The sequence below is a fragment of the Sporosarcina sp. P13 genome, from assembly GCF_002743055.1.
In the GTDB taxonomy this organism is placed as follows: Bacteria; Bacillota; Bacilli; order Bacillales_A; family Planococcaceae; genus Sporosarcina.
Genome location: NZ_PDYM01000054.1, coordinates 1 through 16,585, shown reverse-complemented (window position 1 = coordinate 16,585; position 16,585 = coordinate 1). Strand labels below are relative to the sequence as shown.

General features: G+C 42.2%; 16 protein-coding genes. 14 read left to right on the top strand and 2 right to left on the bottom strand.

What is annotated here, in order from left to right; genetic code table 11:
* Positions 1–181: 181 nt before the first annotated feature.
* The 13 genes from CSV79_RS15835 to CSV79_RS15775 all read left to right on the top strand — a co-directional run bounded on the left by CSV79_RS15835 (position 182) and on the right by CSV79_RS15775 (position 13,578).
* Positions 182–553 (top strand): PilZ domain-containing protein, encoded by a 372-nt coding sequence (locus CSV79_RS15835; protein WP_158232569.1) that lies wholly within the window; start codon positions 182–184, stop codon positions 551–553.
* Positions 554–662: 109 nt separating this feature from the next.
* Complete coding sequence (hpf, locus tag CSV79_RS15830; RefSeq protein ID WP_099690014.1) at positions 663–1,226, top strand: ribosome hibernation-promoting factor, HPF/YfiA family; 564 nt, start codon at positions 663–665, stop codon at positions 1,224–1,226.
* Positions 1,227–1,709: 483 nt separating this feature from the next.
* Entirely contained in the window at positions 1,710–4,208 is a 2,499-nt protein-coding gene (secA, locus tag CSV79_RS15825; RefSeq protein ID WP_099690013.1) for a preprotein translocase subunit SecA, read from the top strand.
* 33 nt (positions 4,209–4,241) lie between these two features.
* A protein-coding gene (gene prfB, locus CSV79_RS15820) for a peptide chain release factor 2 (RefSeq protein ID WP_199171943.1) occupies positions 4,242–5,343 on the top strand; the annotation gives its coding sequence in 2 pieces (ribosomal slippage) (positions 4,242–4,313 and positions 4,315–5,343; 1,101 coding nt in all).
* 246 nt (positions 5,344–5,589) lie between these two features.
* Positions 5,590–5,931 carry a cytochrome c551 gene (cccB, locus tag CSV79_RS15815; RefSeq protein ID WP_099690012.1) on the top strand — a complete coding sequence of 114 codons (342 nt, stop codon included), beginning with the start codon at positions 5,590–5,592 and terminating at the stop codon, positions 5,929–5,931.
* Positions 5,932–6,127: 196 nt separating this feature from the next.
* Entirely contained in the window at positions 6,128–6,814 is a 687-nt protein-coding gene (gene ftsE / locus CSV79_RS15810; RefSeq protein ID WP_099690011.1) for a cell division ATP-binding protein FtsE, read from the top strand.
* Complete coding sequence (gene ftsX / locus CSV79_RS15805; RefSeq protein WP_099690010.1) at positions 6,804–7,688, top strand: permease-like cell division protein FtsX; 885 nt, start codon at positions 6,804–6,806, stop codon at positions 7,686–7,688. The genes ftsE and ftsX overlap by 11 nt, the downstream gene beginning before the upstream one ends.
* A gap of 31 nt (positions 7,689–7,719) precedes the next feature.
* On the top strand, positions 7,720–9,003 hold the full coding sequence (locus CSV79_RS15800; RefSeq protein WP_233201473.1) for a murein hydrolase activator EnvC family protein: 1,284 nt from the start codon (positions 7,720–7,722) through the stop codon (positions 9,001–9,003).
* A 74-nt stretch (positions 9,004–9,077) separates the two neighbouring features.
* Positions 9,078–9,734, top strand: coding sequence for a hypothetical protein (locus tag CSV79_RS15795; RefSeq protein WP_099690009.1), 657 nt, complete (start codon positions 9,078–9,080; stop codon positions 9,732–9,734).
* Positions 9,731–10,318: a peroxiredoxin family protein gene (locus CSV79_RS15790; protein WP_099690008.1), complete on the top strand. Its 588-nt coding sequence runs from the start codon at positions 9,731–9,733 to the stop codon at positions 10,316–10,318. Before CSV79_RS15795 ends, CSV79_RS15790 begins: the two co-directional genes overlap by 4 nt.
* Positions 10,319–10,388: 70 nt before the next feature.
* Positions 10,389–11,819 (top strand): S41 family peptidase, encoded by a 1,431-nt coding sequence (locus CSV79_RS15785; RefSeq protein WP_099690007.1) that lies wholly within the window; start codon positions 10,389–10,391, stop codon positions 11,817–11,819.
* 316 nt (positions 11,820–12,135) lie between these two features.
* On the top strand, positions 12,136–13,311 hold the full coding sequence (locus CSV79_RS15780; protein WP_099690006.1) for a PDZ domain-containing protein: 1,176 nt from the start codon (positions 12,136–12,138) through the stop codon (positions 13,309–13,311).
* Between the two features lie 15 nt (positions 13,312–13,326).
* Positions 13,327–13,578, top strand: coding sequence for a CsbA family protein (locus tag CSV79_RS15775; protein ID WP_099690005.1), 252 nt, complete (start codon positions 13,327–13,329; stop codon positions 13,576–13,578).
* Positions 13,579–13,690: 112 nt separating this feature from the next.
* Here CSV79_RS15775 and CSV79_RS15770 read toward each other — a convergent pair whose 3' ends face one another.
* Together CSV79_RS15770 and CSV79_RS15765 are read right to left on the bottom strand one after the other, a co-directional pair.
* Positions 13,691–13,993 carry an AzlD domain-containing protein gene (locus CSV79_RS15770; protein WP_099690004.1) on the bottom strand — a complete coding sequence of 101 codons (303 nt, stop codon included), beginning with the start codon at positions 13,991–13,993 and terminating at the stop codon, positions 13,691–13,693.
* Positions 13,993–14,730 carry an AzlC family ABC transporter permease gene (locus CSV79_RS15765; protein ID WP_099690003.1) on the bottom strand — a complete coding sequence of 246 codons (738 nt, stop codon included), beginning with the start codon at positions 14,728–14,730 and terminating at the stop codon, positions 13,993–13,995. Before CSV79_RS15765 ends, CSV79_RS15770 begins: the two co-directional genes overlap by 1 nt.
* A 113-nt stretch (positions 14,731–14,843) precedes the next feature.
* On the opposite strand from CSV79_RS15765, the gene CSV79_RS15760 reads away from it, so the two are divergent.
* The gene (locus CSV79_RS15760) at positions 14,844–15,473 is read left to right on the top strand and encodes a TVP38/TMEM64 family protein (protein WP_099690002.1); all 630 of its coding nucleotides are present in this window, start codon (positions 14,844–14,846) and stop codon (positions 15,471–15,473) included.
* The last annotated feature ends 1,112 nt before the right edge of the window (positions 15,474–16,585 follow it).

Genomic DNA, 16,585 nt, shown 5'->3' with positions numbered 1-16,585 from the left:
TCTTGTTCTTTTTTAGTGAATAATAGTTTAGTCATTTGATCCGACCCCCGACATCATTTTTATGTATAAACAAAAATACCCTATAAGACGGACTTTTTCAAAGTGTCCATCTTATAGGGTACAGTTTAGTATATCTCTTCTGGTTTTTTACATACTAGAAATTCATTGAAGGGGAATGACTATGCGTTATAATCGGCACGACTATTTTAGATATCAATTTGAACCTCATCTTCCAGCAACTTTTCGAATTCAGTTAAACAATGAAGAAAAGAACATGTCGAACGAGGGCCAATGTGAGATTTTAGACATTAGTACAGGTGGTGTAAAGTTTTTTACGTCTTATGATTTGCCCGTACGTTCGAAAAAGTTTACTTTGCTACTGGAGTTCAAAATTCATGTGCATCCCTTTGAAATTTTAGGCAATGTTGCATGGAGAAAATCGGTAGTTAACGGTTTTCAGTACGGTTTTGACTTCGACGAGGGACAGCAAGTGGATGCGATCATCATTGATGAACTGAAACATTACACGCGTCGCAAGAAGGATGAAAAGTGAATTTGGTTAATAATGCGAAGTTTCGGCAAATTTTGTACGTTTGATAAAGGTATTTAAGGGTACTATGAAGAAGTATAGTAGTGAAGGTGTAAATAAAGGAGGAGTTCATATGTTAGATTTTAATATTCGCGGTGAAAACGTTGAGGTTACTGCAGCAATCAGAGAGTACGTCGAGAAGAAAATTGATAAACTAGAACGTTATTTCACTGAAAGTACTAACGCGACAGCTCATGTTAACTTGAAAGTGTATAGTGATAAGCAAACAAAAGTGGAAGTAACTATTCCAATGAAGAATTTGACTCTACGTGCAGAAGAGCGCAACAATGATATGTATGCAGCCGTTGATTTGATCGTCGACAAACTAGAGCGTCAAATTCGTAAATATAAAACACGTGTCAATCGTAAATCTCGTGAGCGTGAAGGCGTAGCAGCTTTCTTCGCATCTGTTGATGATACGAACAACAATGCACAAGAGCAGTTTGAAGATGACAACGAATTCAACGTAGTACGCACAAAACAGTTCGACTTGAAGCCGATGGATCAAGAGGAAGCGATCCTTCAGATGAACATGCTAGGCCACAACTTCTTCATCTTTACTGATGCAGAGTCTGACGGCACACACATCGTTTACAAGCGTAAAGACGGCAGATACGGCCTAATCGAAACTAACTAAATCAAACGTAACAAACCAAGCCCAGCAACAGCGGGCTTGGTTTTTAATTTTGGGAGCTAGTTAGGGAGTGGTTCGGGATTTAATGCAAAGATGTGCTTCAAACGCTACGCTTATGTACGCAAAAGCTGGTCGTTACGCTCGTCAACTTCAGGACTAAACACCAGTGAAGCGAAGTGCAAGGCGGCGACTCCGGGAGGATCAGCGGGACAGGTGAAACACCCAGCGAGCGAAGCGAGGGGTGTGGTTCACCGCCCGCCCTCCGGAACGCGTCCGCCTGGAACGTAGCGAAACGGTATACTTCCCACTCCCGATATAAGGTAACAACCAAAACTCCTACCATTTGCGCCTAGCTTTTTACAATGTTAAAATGAACTGTGACTCAAAAATGTATACGATTGAAGATAAACGTTTGACGTTTGATGAAAATAATACAACTGGCAGATAGTTGCTGCTGATTGATGATGTTATAAGGATGTGACATAAATGCTTGGCGTACTGAATAAAATGTTTGATCCGAACAAACGTGACTTGAAACGTCTAGAAAAAATTGCAGACCAGGTAGAAATGTTGGCTGCTGACATGGAAAAGTTGTCAGACGAACAATTAACCGCAAAGACAGAAGAGTTTAAAGCGCGTTATCAAGAAGGGCAAACGATTGAAGATTTGCAAGTGGAAGCATTCGCAGTCGTTCGTGAAGCCGCTCGTCGTGTGCTTGGACTCTATCCATTCCGGGTACAAATCATGGGTGCAGCTGCACTAAATGAAGGTAATATCGCAGAGATGAAGACCGGTGAAGGGAAAACGTTGACTTCAACTCTTGCCGTTTATTTGAATGCGTTGACGTCAAAAGGCGTACACGTCGTAACAGTCAACGAATACTTGGCTAGTCGTGACGCAGAAGAGATGGGCAAATTATATGAGTTCCTTGGTATGAAGGTTGGCTTAAACTTAAATAGCTTAGGCAAAGAAGAAAAGCGTGAAGCCTATGAAGCGGATATAACATATAGTACGAATAATGAACTTGGTTTCGATTATTTGCGCGATAATATGGTGCTCTACAATGAACATAAAGTACAGCGTCCTCTCCATTATGCTGTTATTGACGAAGTGGACTCGATTTTAGTCGATGAAGCACGTACACCGCTTATTATTTCTGGTCAGGCTGCAAAAGCACAAGAGCTATACCGTTTGGCGAATCGTTTCGTTATTACGCTGAAAAAAGATGAAGACTATTCTTTTGAAGAATCGACTAAAGGTGTTGTATTGACAGAGTCTGGTATTGAAGCAGCTGAAAAAGCGTTTAGTATTGATAACTTGTTTGACCTGCAGCACGTAACATTGAATCACGCGATTAATCAGTCGTTAAAAGCGCATGTTAGTATGCAAAACGACGTAGACTATGTCGTAGAAGAAGGCGAAGTTGTCATCGTTGACTCCTTCACGGGACGTTTGATGAAAGGTCGTCGCTATAGTGACGGATTACACCAAGCGATTGAAGCGAAGGAAGGTCTAGAAGTTCAGAATGAATCGATGACATTAGCGACGATTACGTTCCAGAACTATTTCCGTATGTACGAGAAGCTTGCTGGTATGACAGGTACAGCGAAAACGGAAGAAGAAGAATTCCGAAATATTTACAATATGAACGTTATTGCGATTCCAACGAATAAACCGATTGCACGTGATGACCGTCCCGATTTAATCTATGCTTCAATGGATGGCAAGTACAAAGCGGTCGCTGAAGATATTAAAGCGCGTCATGAAAAGGGGCAGCCAGTTTTAGTCGGTACGGTTGCAATCGAGACATCGGAAATTATATCTGCTTTCCTGAAGAAATATGGTATTCCGCATAATGTCTTAAATGCGAAGAACCATGAGCGTGAAGCTGAAATTATTTTGGACGCTGGTAAAAAAGGTGCCGTAACAATTGCTACGAATATGGCGGGACGTGGTACGGACATTAAGCTTGGAGATCATATTCAAGATGTCGGAGGTCTTGCTGTCATTGGTACGGAGCGCCATGAGTCAAGACGTATCGATAATCAGCTTCGTGGTCGTTCCGGACGTCAAGGGGACCCTGGAGTTACGCAATTTTATCTTTCATTAGAAGATGAACTGATGCGTCGTTTCGGTTCAGAACAGATGAAATCGATGATGACAAAGCTTGGAATGGATGACGAGACACCGATTCAATCTAAAATGGTCTCACGTTCTGTAGAGTCTGCTCAGAAGCGAGTGGAGGGTAATAACTTTGATTCACGTAAACGTTTATTGCAGTACGATGATGTACTACGTCAACAACGTGAAGTGATTTATAAAGAACGTAATGACGTATTAGGTTCCGAAAACATTCGTCCTGTACTTGAAGGAATGCTTGATTCGGTAATCGGGCGCGTAGTTGCTATTCACACAGAGGACAATACGGTTCATGCTAAAGGGTTGAAAGATTACCTAGAAGCTAACTTACTACCGGAAGATTCGGTGGAAATTGCGGACCTAGAAGAAAAAACTCCAGAAGAATTGCAATCATTTATACACGAAATGGTCATTGCACGCTATAATGAAAAAGAACAAGAAATGTCCGAAGAACGTATGCGTGAATTTGAGAAAGTCGTCCTGTTGCGTGCGATTGATACAAAGTGGATGGATCACATCGATGCGATGGATCAGCTCCGTAACGGGATTCATTTACGTGCCTATGGACAGAACGATCCACTACGTGAGTACCAAGCGGAAGGATTTACAATGTTTGAAGATATGCTGATGTCCATTGAAAATGATGCGACGAAGTATGTGATGAAGGCTGAAATCCGCAATAACTTGGAACGTGAAGAAGTGGCGAAAGGGCAAGCGAACAACCCGAAAGAAGATGGAGGGCCGGTGCGTAAAAAGCCGATTCGACGTTCGGTCAATATTGGTCGTAACGATCCTTGTCCATGTGGCAGCGGGAAAAAGTATAAAAATTGCCACGGCAAAGCATAACGAGAAACAACCACTCAGGAGGAAATAATTATGATGGAATTATCCGATGTTCGGAACGAGCTCGACAAAACAGCTAAGAAATTAGCGGACTTTAGGGGGTCTCTTTGACTTAGAAAACAAAGAGGCTAGCATGCAAGAATTGGACGAAATGATGTTGGAGCCTGGATTTTGGGATAACCAAGAGACAGCACAAAAAGTTATTGCAGAGTCCAATGCACTAAAAGATATTGTCGGCGAATATAACAGCTTGAATGACGAACAAGAGAATTTGGAAATGACGCTTGAACTACTTCGTGAAGAAGCAGATGAAGAGCTACAAGAGGAACTCGTTTCTGAATTAAAAGAGTTTAAAGGACGAATGGATAAATTCGACCTGCAAATGCTTTTGAGCGATGAATTCGATAAAAATAATGCTGTATTAGAAATACATTCAGGTGCAGGCGGAACGGAATCCCAAGACTGGGCATCTATGTTGCTTCGTATGTACACACGTTGGGCTGAGCATCATGGCTTTAAAGTTGAAACACTCGACTACCAAGCAGGTGACGAAGCAGGTGTGAAATCTGTAACACTCGGCATTAAAGGTCATAACGCATATGGTTACTTGAAAGCTGAAAAAGGCGTTCACCGTTTAGTACGAATTTCACCATTCGACTCTTCAGGTAGACGTCACACATCTTTCTCATCCATAGAAGTGATGCCAGAATTTGATGGAGATATCGAAATAGATCTTAAAACAGAAGATATTAAAATCGATACGTATCGTTCAAGTGGTGCAGGTGGACAGCACGTTAACACGACAGATTCAGCTGTTCGTATGACACATATTCCAACGGGTGCAATCGTTACATGTCAAACGGAACGTTCACAAATTAAAAACCGCGAACGTGCGATGAATTTATTGAAAGCAAAAATTTATCAAATTCGCGTCGAGGAAGAAGAAGCACGTCTAGCAGATATCCGTGGTGAGCAAAAAGAAATCGGTTGGGGTAGTCAAATTCGCTCGTACGTCTTCCATCCATATTCTATGGTAAAAGACCACCGGACAAATGAAGAAACAGGAAACGTTAGCTCGGTAATGGACGGTGAACTAGATCCATTCATCAACGCGTATTTACGTTCACGGATTTCTTAATTTATATGGATAGCGTAAAAAGTCAGCATTCCTGACTTTTTACGCTATTTTTTTTGAATGAGGAAGATACATGTTTGGATTTTGTTGTTTTGGTCAATACTATAGAATGTACTCTATGTAGGACGCGCCGTATCAAAGATAGGGTTTTACAGTTTGGAAACTTGTCAATTCTATTTGCCATGAAACGGCGGTTTTTTGGTATACTAACTACTGTTAGGAAATATCACGTAAAAGGGAGGATATTACATGAAGAAACAACTTTTGGCTACACTTTTCGGCGCAGCATTAATACTGGGTGCTTGCGGTGGTGGCAAAGATACATCAGCACCAGCTGATGACGCGACAAAAGACAACGGTGCTGCAACTACTAATGTAGATGCTGAAGCGATCGTACAGCAAAGCTGTGTATCTTGTCACGGTGGCAACTTAGAAGGTGGAATGGGACCTGCACTTGATAAAATCGGTGGAACTCTTTCACAGGATGAAATCCATGATGTAATTGTAAATGGTAAAGGTGCTATGCCTCCTGGTATCATTAAAGGCGAAGAAGCAGATGCAGTAGCTGCTTGGTTAGCTGAAAAGAAATAAGAATGTAATAAAAGACCGCTCTTAAGGACTCCTTAAGAGCGGTCTATTTGTGTCTATATGGCGATTTGTGATGCGTGTTAGCTATATTGCTTGCCGTAATCATTTGATACATAACTGTAATACTAGCTTTGTCGAATCATGCTATAATTAGAAAGGCGAATATGCGAGAAAAACAAAATTCAGGTGGTTATAATGTATGATTGTGATGAAAAATGTATACAAAAAGTACCGGAATGGCGTTGTCGCCTCTAACGGAATCCATGTTGAGATTTCAAAAGGGGAATTTGTTTACGTCGTTGGCCCGAGTGGTGCGGGTAAATCAACTTTTATTAAGATGATGTACCGTGAAGAAGTTCCGACTAGCGGTTTGATTTTCATTAATGGAACTGAATTATCAAAAATACGAAGTAAAGATATACCTTACTTGAGAAGACAGATTGGTGTAGTCTTCCAGGACTTTAAATTGCTACCTAAACTTACTGTCTATGAAAATGTAGCGTATGCGCTAGAAGTAATTGAAGAAAAGCCTAGTGTGATTCGTCAAAAAGTGACAGACGTCTTGAAGCTGGTAGGACTAACAAATAAAATGAGAATGTTTCCAAATGAACTTTCGGGTGGGGAGCAACAACGTGTATCGATTGCTCGTTCGATCGTCAACTCACCGAAGTTAGTTATTGCGGATGAGCCGACAGGAAATTTGGATCCAGATACTTCATGGGAAATCATGAAGATTTTTGAACGCATTAATGCCCAAGGTACGACCATTGTCATGGCTACGCATAATAGAGAGATAGTCGATACAAAAAAACATCGAGTGATTCAAATCGAAGGCGGTCTAATCACAAGGGATGAGTATGAAGGAGAGTACCGCAATGAAATTTAGAACGTTTAGACGTCATTTGCGGGAAAGCTTTAAAAGTCTTAGTCGTAATGGCTGGATGACATTTGCTTCCGTTAGTGCAGTGACTGTCACTTTGTTGCTGATCGGTGTGTTTTTCATCATTATGATGAACTTGAATCAGCTAGCAGATAATATTGAAAATGACGTAGAAATAAAAGTAGTTGCCGAACCAGGGGCTGATCGAGTCCAGGTCCAACAACTGCTGAAACAAGTGAAAAAGACCCCTGGAGTGGAAGAAGTAACGCATTTCACCCGCGATCAGGAACTTGAGAAAATGATCAAGTCTTTTGGGGATGAGCTAGCACTTCATAAACAAAGCAATCCGCTCGGTGATGCTTTGTATGTGAAAGCTTCGAATCCGAAAGAAACCGCAACTCTCGCGAAAGAAATCAGTACGTATGAGTATATATATGACGTGGAGTATGGAGAAGGTAAAGTAGAAAAGCTATTCAATGTTTTAAAAGTCGGACGAAATGTAGGACTAGCATTAATTTTGGCTTTACTGTTTACTGCGATGTTCCTTATATCCAATACCATTCGATTGACAATCATCGCTAGGCGGACAGAAATCGATATTATGAAACTTGTAGGGGCAACAGACAGTTTTGTACGTATCCCTTTTATGCTTGAAGGCGTATGGCTTGGAATATTAGGTGCGATTGTCCCGATGGTAGTAATTACGACGTCGTATGCGCAACTATACTCTTTATGGGATTCCAGATTGCAAAATCAATTATTTAAATTGCTAGACCCGACACCATTCTTGTTTCAGTTGAACTTTTTGCTAGTATTCGTTGCAGTGTTCATTGGTGTATGGGGTAGTTTTATGTCAGTAAGAAAGTTTTTAAGAGTATAAGAGGATTGGGCACGGAAGGGAGAACTGGAATTTGATAAAGCGACGCCGGATAATTTCAAGTGTTCTTGCGGTCTGTCTATTGACGATGGTAGTTGGTAGTTCAGGAGCTTCTGCAAGTAATTTGAAAGATCTACAAAACGAAAAAAAAGCGGCAGAAAATAAGAAGAACAGTTTGAATTCCACTATTCAGCAAAAAGAAATTCAAATTGAGGCAAAGCAATCTAAAGCCGATCAACTAATCAAACAGATAAAGTTACTGAATGAGAAAATAGATGAGACAAATGCGAATATGGATCGTATTATTGCTGAAATGAATCAGACGAAAAGAGAGATTAATGAACTGCAAGAATCTATCAAAGAATTAGAGCAACGAATTGCGGAACGTGATGATGTCTTACGTGAGCGCGTACGTGTCATGCAAGTAAAAGGTGGAAAAGTTAGCTATCTTGATGTGCTTCTTGGAGCAAATAGTTTTTCTGATTTCATTGACCGTTTCTCTGCAGTTACTACGCTGATGGATGCGGACCGTAAGATTATAGAGCAACAACAAGAAGATATGGAGATATTGGAAGATGAGAAAGCGTTAGTCGAACAAAAGTTAGCAGAGCAAGAAGAGCGTAAACTCAAAATTCAAGCGATGAAAGATGAACTAGTTGAGAAAAAGTCAGAAAAAAGAGAGTTAGTACGTATTCTTGAAAAAGAGCAAGAAAAGCTATCTGGAGAGAAATCTAGCCTAGAAGAAGAATACGATGAAACGATTAAGATTAGTAAAAAACTAGAAGCGGAAATTATAGCTGAACAAAATCGTCTAGCAGAAATAGCGAGACAGGAACAAGCAAGAAAGCTAGCGTTATCAGAAGACGTATCGATACCAGCAAGCGAACTTCCTGTTATATCTAGTGGATTTTGGACGACTCCTGCAAAAGGAAGGTATAGTTCAGGGTTTGGTTGGCGTATACACCCAATCACTCATGTGAAAAAACAACACCGCGGTATGGATATAAGTGCGCCTACGGGGACTCCAGTTGTAGCGGCAGGAGATGGCGTCGTATCGTATGCGGGAAGTATGAGTGGATTTGGTAATGTGATCATGATTACACACTCTATGAAAGATCAGATACTGACAACCGTATATGCTCATTTATCCACAATAGGTACAAGCTCGGGTGCTCATGTCGGTAAAGGTGAATTAATCGGTGCCGTCGGTAGTACAGGATTATCCACAGGACCACATTTACACTTTGAAGTACATGTCGGTAACTTCTCGGCTACCGGTCCAAGTGCAGTCAACCCTTTGCATTACGTTTCATTTTAATATAGTATGAATGAAAACCTGCCTATAAATTGGCAGGTTTTCGTATGTCTTCTGATAGGAAGGAGTGATTGGCGATGCTTGTAACGCAGTATTATCCTATCGGTTCGATTACGGTGCCATCTTCCTGGATTGCGTTTATTGTAGGTTTCGTCATGACCTATCTTGTTATTCGCAACTATTTCGGCAAGACGTATGGTGAACGAATCGGCAATATATTTTTCAATGTAATCATCATTTGGAAGTTTTCTGTAATCTTGACGGACTTTTCAACTGTACGTCACTACCCATTATCCATTCTGTATTTTCATGGGGGGACATTTGGTTGGCTCTTAGCCTTAAGTGTAGTAGGACTGCTGACGCTTCGACTAGCATATTGTGAGAAGTGGCAACGCATCGATCAATGGGCGCTGTTGCTTGCACTACTAAGTTGGCAGACTATTTATCAAATCGTCATGGTGTTTCTTAATGAAGGTAGTAATCTTGTCAAGACCGGTACAATTATGATGTTTTTATTATTAACGATTTTGAGCTTTTGGAGTTATCGAAAGAATGTCAATACAATTAGTGAATTAGCAAGTATTTGGATTGCGGTTCATTTTATGGTGTCGGCTTTTCAGCCAGGCGGCTTGTTACATACGACGTTTATCACGACGGTTTTCATCGGTTTGTTGCTATGGGGAGTAGAACGTGTATCAGCATATCGGATAAGGAGAAAGGAAGAAGTGCAGTGAGTAAAAAGATGATCGGCTATATTATTAGTGCGTTAGTAATCGGTACGTTAGTTTTCTTGATGTTGCAGAATACGCTAGATAAGCCAGAGTCTATTGATACATCGGCCACGACATTGAGTCAAACAGATATGGCACAAGCAGGGGAAGAGGGATTGGAACGATATGCGCAAGCTCCTGACTTCACGCTAACAACGCTTGCTGGAGAAACGGTTACACTGTCAGAGTTAAAAGGTAAGAAAGTTATCTTGAATTTCTGGGCGACTTGGTGTCCACCGTGTAAAGCAGAAATGCCGCATATGGAGAGTTTTTATTCGAAACTAACGGATGAAGATCAAGTGGAACTAATCGCAGTGAATGTCACACAATCAGAGAAACTAGGTGTCAGTGAAGTAGAGAATTTTGTTGACTCTTATGAATTAAGTTTTCCAATTCCGTTGGATGAAACAGCGGAAGTGACGCAACTGTACGGTGTGTTCTCTATGCCTACTACGTATATGATTGATACGCAAGGCCGAATTGCGCAAAAAGTCGTTGGACCGTTAGATGAAAAATCATTGAATGAACTAGTAGATTTCATGGACTGATAAAAGAGTCTGTTCTCGTGTCGTAACTTCTTGTCTTTCTTCATATAGTGAAGGGAGGAGGAGGGAATGCATGCGTAGGAACAGGCTTTTTTTAGTAGTTATGATGTTGCTGATTGCAGCGGCTTTTGGATTAAATGGTTGCGGCAAGTCCGAGTCGAAACAGACACAAGCGGTCAGTACATTGCCTGTGCTAGATGAAGTGTATGAAGCGATTCAGGAGAAAGCGGTCTATCCGGTTCAAAAGGACATGTTGATTGAAGGTGCATTGCGTGGGATGACGGATACGATTGGAGATCCGTATTCAAGTTATTTGACTGAGGCAGAAGCGGCAGCGCATCGTGAGTCACTCGCAGGGTCTCGTGTCGGGATTGGTGCGGAAGTGACGAGAACGAATGGGAAGTATATAATCGTTTCCCCTATTAAAGGAGGGCCAGCAGAAAAAGCTGGTTTACAGCCGTATGATGAAATCGTCCGAGTTGACGGGGAGAGGTTAGGGAACGAGACGCTTCAAGAAGTGGTGAATCGAATTCGTGGAAAAAAAGGAACGGAAGTGAAAGTAACGATATTCCGGCCGGATGCAGATAAGCATATGGAATATACAATTGTACGTGATCATATTCCGGTACAATCCGTTTCGCAACAGTTGTTTGAAGAACGAGGTGCTAAATTAGGATACATAGCACTAACGATGTTTGGTGAAGAAACAGCTAAAGAATGGCAGAAAGCAACGTCCGACATCATTAAAAAAGGAGCCCAAGCAATTATCATCGATGTGCGTGGAAATCCAGGAGGTTACCTAGTGGCTGTCTCTGAAATTTCTAGTAGTTTATTAGAAGAGGATCGCGCATTTGTTGTGATGCAAGATGCGCAAGGAAATTTAACGCCACTCGTAACAGAGAAGTCCGAGAGTCTGGAGTTCAATAAGCGACTGAAGAAAATTCCGATTGTTGTCTTGCAAGACGTAGGAAGTGCCTCCGCAAGTGAAGTGCTAAGCGCAGCTATTAAAGATCTGAAACGAGGCGCAATCATCGGAACAACGAGTTTCGGTAAAGGTACTGTGCAAGAAACGATGGAGTTATCCAATGGCGGAGAATTGAAGTTATCGACGAATAAATGGCTGACGCCGAAAGAGAAGTGGATTCACGGCAAAGGGGTCGAAGCGGATATTCAAGTGAAACAAAGCATCCTATTCACCGAGCATTTGCAGATGGTAACAGACACGCTGTCAGAAGGCCACTTTAATGACCAAATCGCTTATGCACAGCGGATGCTAAAGGCTTTCGATTACCGTCCAGGGCGAACAGACGGCTATTTTGACAAAGACACAGTAAACGCAGTACACGCCTACCGCGCAGACCGCCAACTAACAGAAAACCATGTTATGGATCGTGAATTTTTCGCTGATCTAAAGAAAGCAGCAGAAGAGTATCGAGCGGACGTCAAGAACGACAAGCAGTTGCGGATGGCTGTCGATTTTCTAGTGAATGAGTTGACGGAGTAAAACAACTTTCTTTACTTTTAAATTTTAAATGAAAAACTGAACTATCCATTTACTAACTTCAGAAAAGTAAACTAGTGAATCGGAGTGCAAGGCAGCGACTCTACGTTCCAGAACGCGTACGTTTGGAACGCAGAGTAACGGTATAATACCCGCTCCCCAATTCATTTTATCTATAGCCAGAGCGCATCTCTATGGGGGTGCGTTTTTTTCTATGAATCTTGAAAGTTTGCACTTCGTCGAGAACACCCTCGCTATTTCTTCGCTTTTTTTGTACAATGGGGAAAAGAGCTGTTTAGACAAGCGAGAAAGGTGACAGATGATGTCTAGCGAACTACTACTCCATATCAAAGATTCATTACTTTACTTTTTTCTAAACCCAGTGTGGTTGTTAGCTATACTGGCTGCATTCATGCTCGGTTCCAAACGTGTGAACCAAGAGCGAAAAGACTTTAAAATCAGCATCAAGAACGGTTCCACAGAAATGAAACACAGCATTTCTTCCGCGTGGTTACACGGATTAGTTTTGTCTATTGTCATTGCAGGTGTAGGATTAATAGTCGATTTTAATTGGATCATTATTTTATCAATCGTCATGTTACTTGTAATCGTATCATTTTCCTATAAGCTGGCATCGCCTATTTATTATGCGGCAATTGCGTTTTTCGTACTTGTGGCACTTGATCGATGGGCAGGCGACTTTTCTGTAGGTAGCTGGTTTGTACAGAAAGATGTAGACATTTTCGGTACATTAGCGATTACGGTACCAATCATCGCGGGCCTATTTTTAATTACAGAAGGCTCACTGATTCGTCGCTATGCTGCGCGTTATGCTTCTCCATTACTTGTACCGACACAACGTGGGATGCGTGGGGCCATCTACCAATCTAAATTACTTTGGATTGTTCCTGTAGTTCTTTTAGTGCCAGGTCATATGGTATCAGAATTTGCACCGTACTGGCCTCAGTTCACGTTAGGTGCAGAGAAATTTTCGTTCATTCCGATTCCGTTAGTTATCGGATTTTCACAAATGGTTCGATCTACATTCCCGGATGTGTTGTTCCCTAAAATGGGGAAAGCAATCACTTGGCTAGGGATTGTTGTAACAGCTGTAGGAATTGGAGCGATTTGGATGCCTGTTCTAGGATGGGTTGCGTTACTTGCAGGTGTCTTATGTCGTATTCTATTGTCCATATTGATCCCACTAACTGAGCAAAAAAAATCCGTATTACTCGTACCGCAAACAGAAGGTATTTTCGTTGTTGCAGTATTGAAAGATTCCCCAGCGGAAAAAATGGGTATCATTCCTGGTGATCTGATAAAATCCGTGAATGGAATTACAATTCACAATGAAGATGAGTTATATGATGCCATTCAAGTGAATGCCGCACATTGCCGATTGCAGGTCATTGGCCGCGACGGAGAGGTACGTTTGAAGCAACAAGTGTTGTTCCGACATGATCACTTCCGTTTAGGCATGCTAACGGTGCGTTAAAAGGAGAGAGCGTATATGCATGATTTTGAAACGAAGTTAATGCTTGCGATAGTGCTCCCCGGCCTTTTGGTTGTGTTTTTTACACGTGTCACGTTTCATCATGTAGTGGGTCTCATCCTCACTCTGGCTTTGATCGCAGCGTCCGTTTATGCAGGTTACACGCATAATTGGCTACTTTATGTAGCTGATGCTGTGTCATTAACAGTTGGTTTCTGGTATGCATCGCGCATGGTGAAGAACGCGCGGGCGCATCAGATGGAGGAATGAAAAAAGCGGTTTTCAAAGAGGATAGCTCTTTGAAAACCGCTTTTCTGTTGCGAAAAATTCATTCGCTGTTTTAACTGCATACGTCTAGGGGATAATGATAGTAAAATTACTTTTATAACAAACTATACAATGCAAGTGCAGCTATCGTTCCGATCACGACGAACATCACATCAAGTCCGATGAAAGCAAGAGCGAAAGCTACCACTACACCGATGACTCCGAAAAACATATCTTCTTGAATATGTAGAATAGCGGGAAATATTAACGCACCGAGCACAGCATACGGAATGTTGCGTAAAACGCCGCTGACAATCGGCGGCAACTCCTTTCCGTCTAAAAACGTCAAAGGAATCATTCGTGGCAAATACGTGGCAATCGCCATGCCGAGCAACATCCACCAATAGGAAGCACCCATTAGTTCTTCGCCTCCTGTTGTGTAGACCAGTGATCAACATTCTTTTTACTTTTCACATAAATAAGCTCAACTATAATAGCCGAACCGAGCGTGGCAACGAGAATCGACCACCCGGTAGATAATAGATTTGAGTAATACAGAGTGCAATGAATAGCGGCACCAATCGCTGCTAGCAAAACGACTTTCCGATTACCTTTCATCGACGGGACGAGAAGTCCGATAAACATCGCATAAAGTGCAACGGACATTGCATTTTGCAAAAACTGCGGTAAGTTGGCACCAATCAAATGTCCAACTGCAGTAAAGCCGACCCAGCTACTATAAGCGATTAACGCTACACCGAATGCGAAAGCGGTCGTTACTTTACGGTTCTTCTGCGTGGCGAGAACGGAGAATGTCTCATCGGTCACACCGAACGCGTAGATCGCTTTCATCCACTTAGGCGCTGGTTCCACTTTCTCGCTCAATGAAGCCGTCATTAGGAAATGACGGATATTTACAATAAATGTATTAACGACAATTAGCCAAGGCGCTACACCAGTTGCAAGTAAGCTGAGTGCCATGTATTGCGAGGCACCTGCGTAGACGAGAAGACTCATGGCAGTTGCTTCGAGCATGGACAGGCCAGTTGTTTTGGCAAGTAAGCCGAACGTCAATGCAACGGGAAAATAACCAATTGCGATGCTTGAACCTGCTTTCAGGCCTTGAGAAAAGGTTGTATTCACTAAGCAGCCCATCTTTCTATCAGAATCTGTCTGCTATTATACTATAATAAGTGGTATATTAACGTACATCATTGAATTTACATAAGAATTTATCTACATAATTTCAAACGGTGAGGGTGTTTACGATGAATGAATGGTTATCGATTGATAAAGTTGAGGACTTGGCTAATAAGTATGAGGAGCTAGGCCTTTTTATAGGGCTTCTTCCCCCATTTTTAGAGGCATTTCTCCCTTTCTTGCCGCTCGTCGTATTCGTCATTGCGAATGCTCTTGCGTTCGGTTTTTGGTACGGTTTTGTCTTGTCGTGGGTAGGAACCGTGGCAGGCTCTTATGCGGTGTTCTTGCTTATTCGGAAATATGGCGACAATCGCTTCTTCTCTTTTCTAACTCGACCTGTGCGCGTGCAGCAATTGATTCATTGGGTGGAGCGCAATGGTTTTGGTCCGTTGTTTATTTTGATCTGTTTTCCGTTTACTCCATCAGCGCTAGTGAATTTAGTGGCGGGGCTGTCTAATATGAATAAGAAGAATTATTTGTTTGCGTTGATGCTTGGGAAGCTTGTGATGATTATGATGATTACGTTTATTGGTTATGATATTCGGGCGTTGTTTACGAAGCCGATTCGTACGTTGCTTATGTTTGTTGTGATTTTCTTGTTGTGGCTGGTTGGTAAGTGGTTTGAGCGTAGGTTGACGCGGAAGGTGGAGGCTGATTTCAAAAGCTTTTCTAGTCTTCATAGGGCGGATAAAAAATAATGAATGCAATCGTTTCCTGTCTTTCTTTTCTTTCGGTACAATGGAGGAAAGAGTGGGCAGGATTTTGTCGTTGCTCGACTTTTTTCTGGTACTGTAGCTAGAGAAGATCAGCTTTCAATCAGCGCTTCGGCACGTGGGGGATTGCCTCCCGCCAGGAGCCAACAAGCGAAGGACGCGCTAGTAGTCACCTGGCTTCGGCTGACCCCGCAGTTGTGCCTACGCTATTTGAGTGCGAGGTAGGTTGGATGGGTTTCTGTACTTTGGAAAATCAGTTTGTGTTGGGGCGCTGCTCGACTTTTTTACGGTACTGAAGTTAGTAAAGGTCGGTTTTCTATCATCGCTTCGGCACGTGGGGGATTGCCTCCCACAAAGAGCCAACTAGCAAAGGTCGCTAGCTGTCTCTTTGTTTCGGCTGACCCCGCAGTTGTGCCTACGCTATTGAGTACTGTGTAGTTTTAGTAGTCTTTGGTACATAGTTAAATTCACTTTTAAACTTTAAAGTACTATGTTACTTACTTCTCTTCACCAAACGAAGGCGCCTTACAAGCGGTAGGCGGAGCAATAAGACGGATAGGCGTACTTCCTATCTGGCTTATTGTGGGAGCCATCCGCCAGCGCCGAAGTGAGTACAGTGATGATTACTTAACAAAATTCAGAAGCGTATTGAAGTGTCTAGAACTTACAGAATCCCTTACTAACTTTTTCAATACTGAAGTTAGTGAAGGTCGGTTTTCAATCATCGCTTCGGCACGTGGGGGATTGCCTCCCGCCAGGAGCCAACAAGCGAAGGTCGTGCTAGTTGTCTCCTGGCTTCGGCTGACCCTGCAGTTGTGCCTACGCTCTTTGAGTACAAGGTAGTTTTAGTAGGCTTTGATACATAGTAAACTCACTATTAGACTATAAAGTACTATGTTACTTACTTCTCTTCACCAAACGAAGGCGCCTTACAAGCGGTAGGCGGAGCAATAAGACAGAGAGGCGCTCTTCCTTTCTGGCTTATTGCGGGAGCCATCCGCCAGCGCCGAAGTGGGTACAGTGATGATTACTTAACAAAATTCAGAAGCGGATCAAAGTGTCTAGAAATTACTGAATTCCTTACTAACTTCAACGTA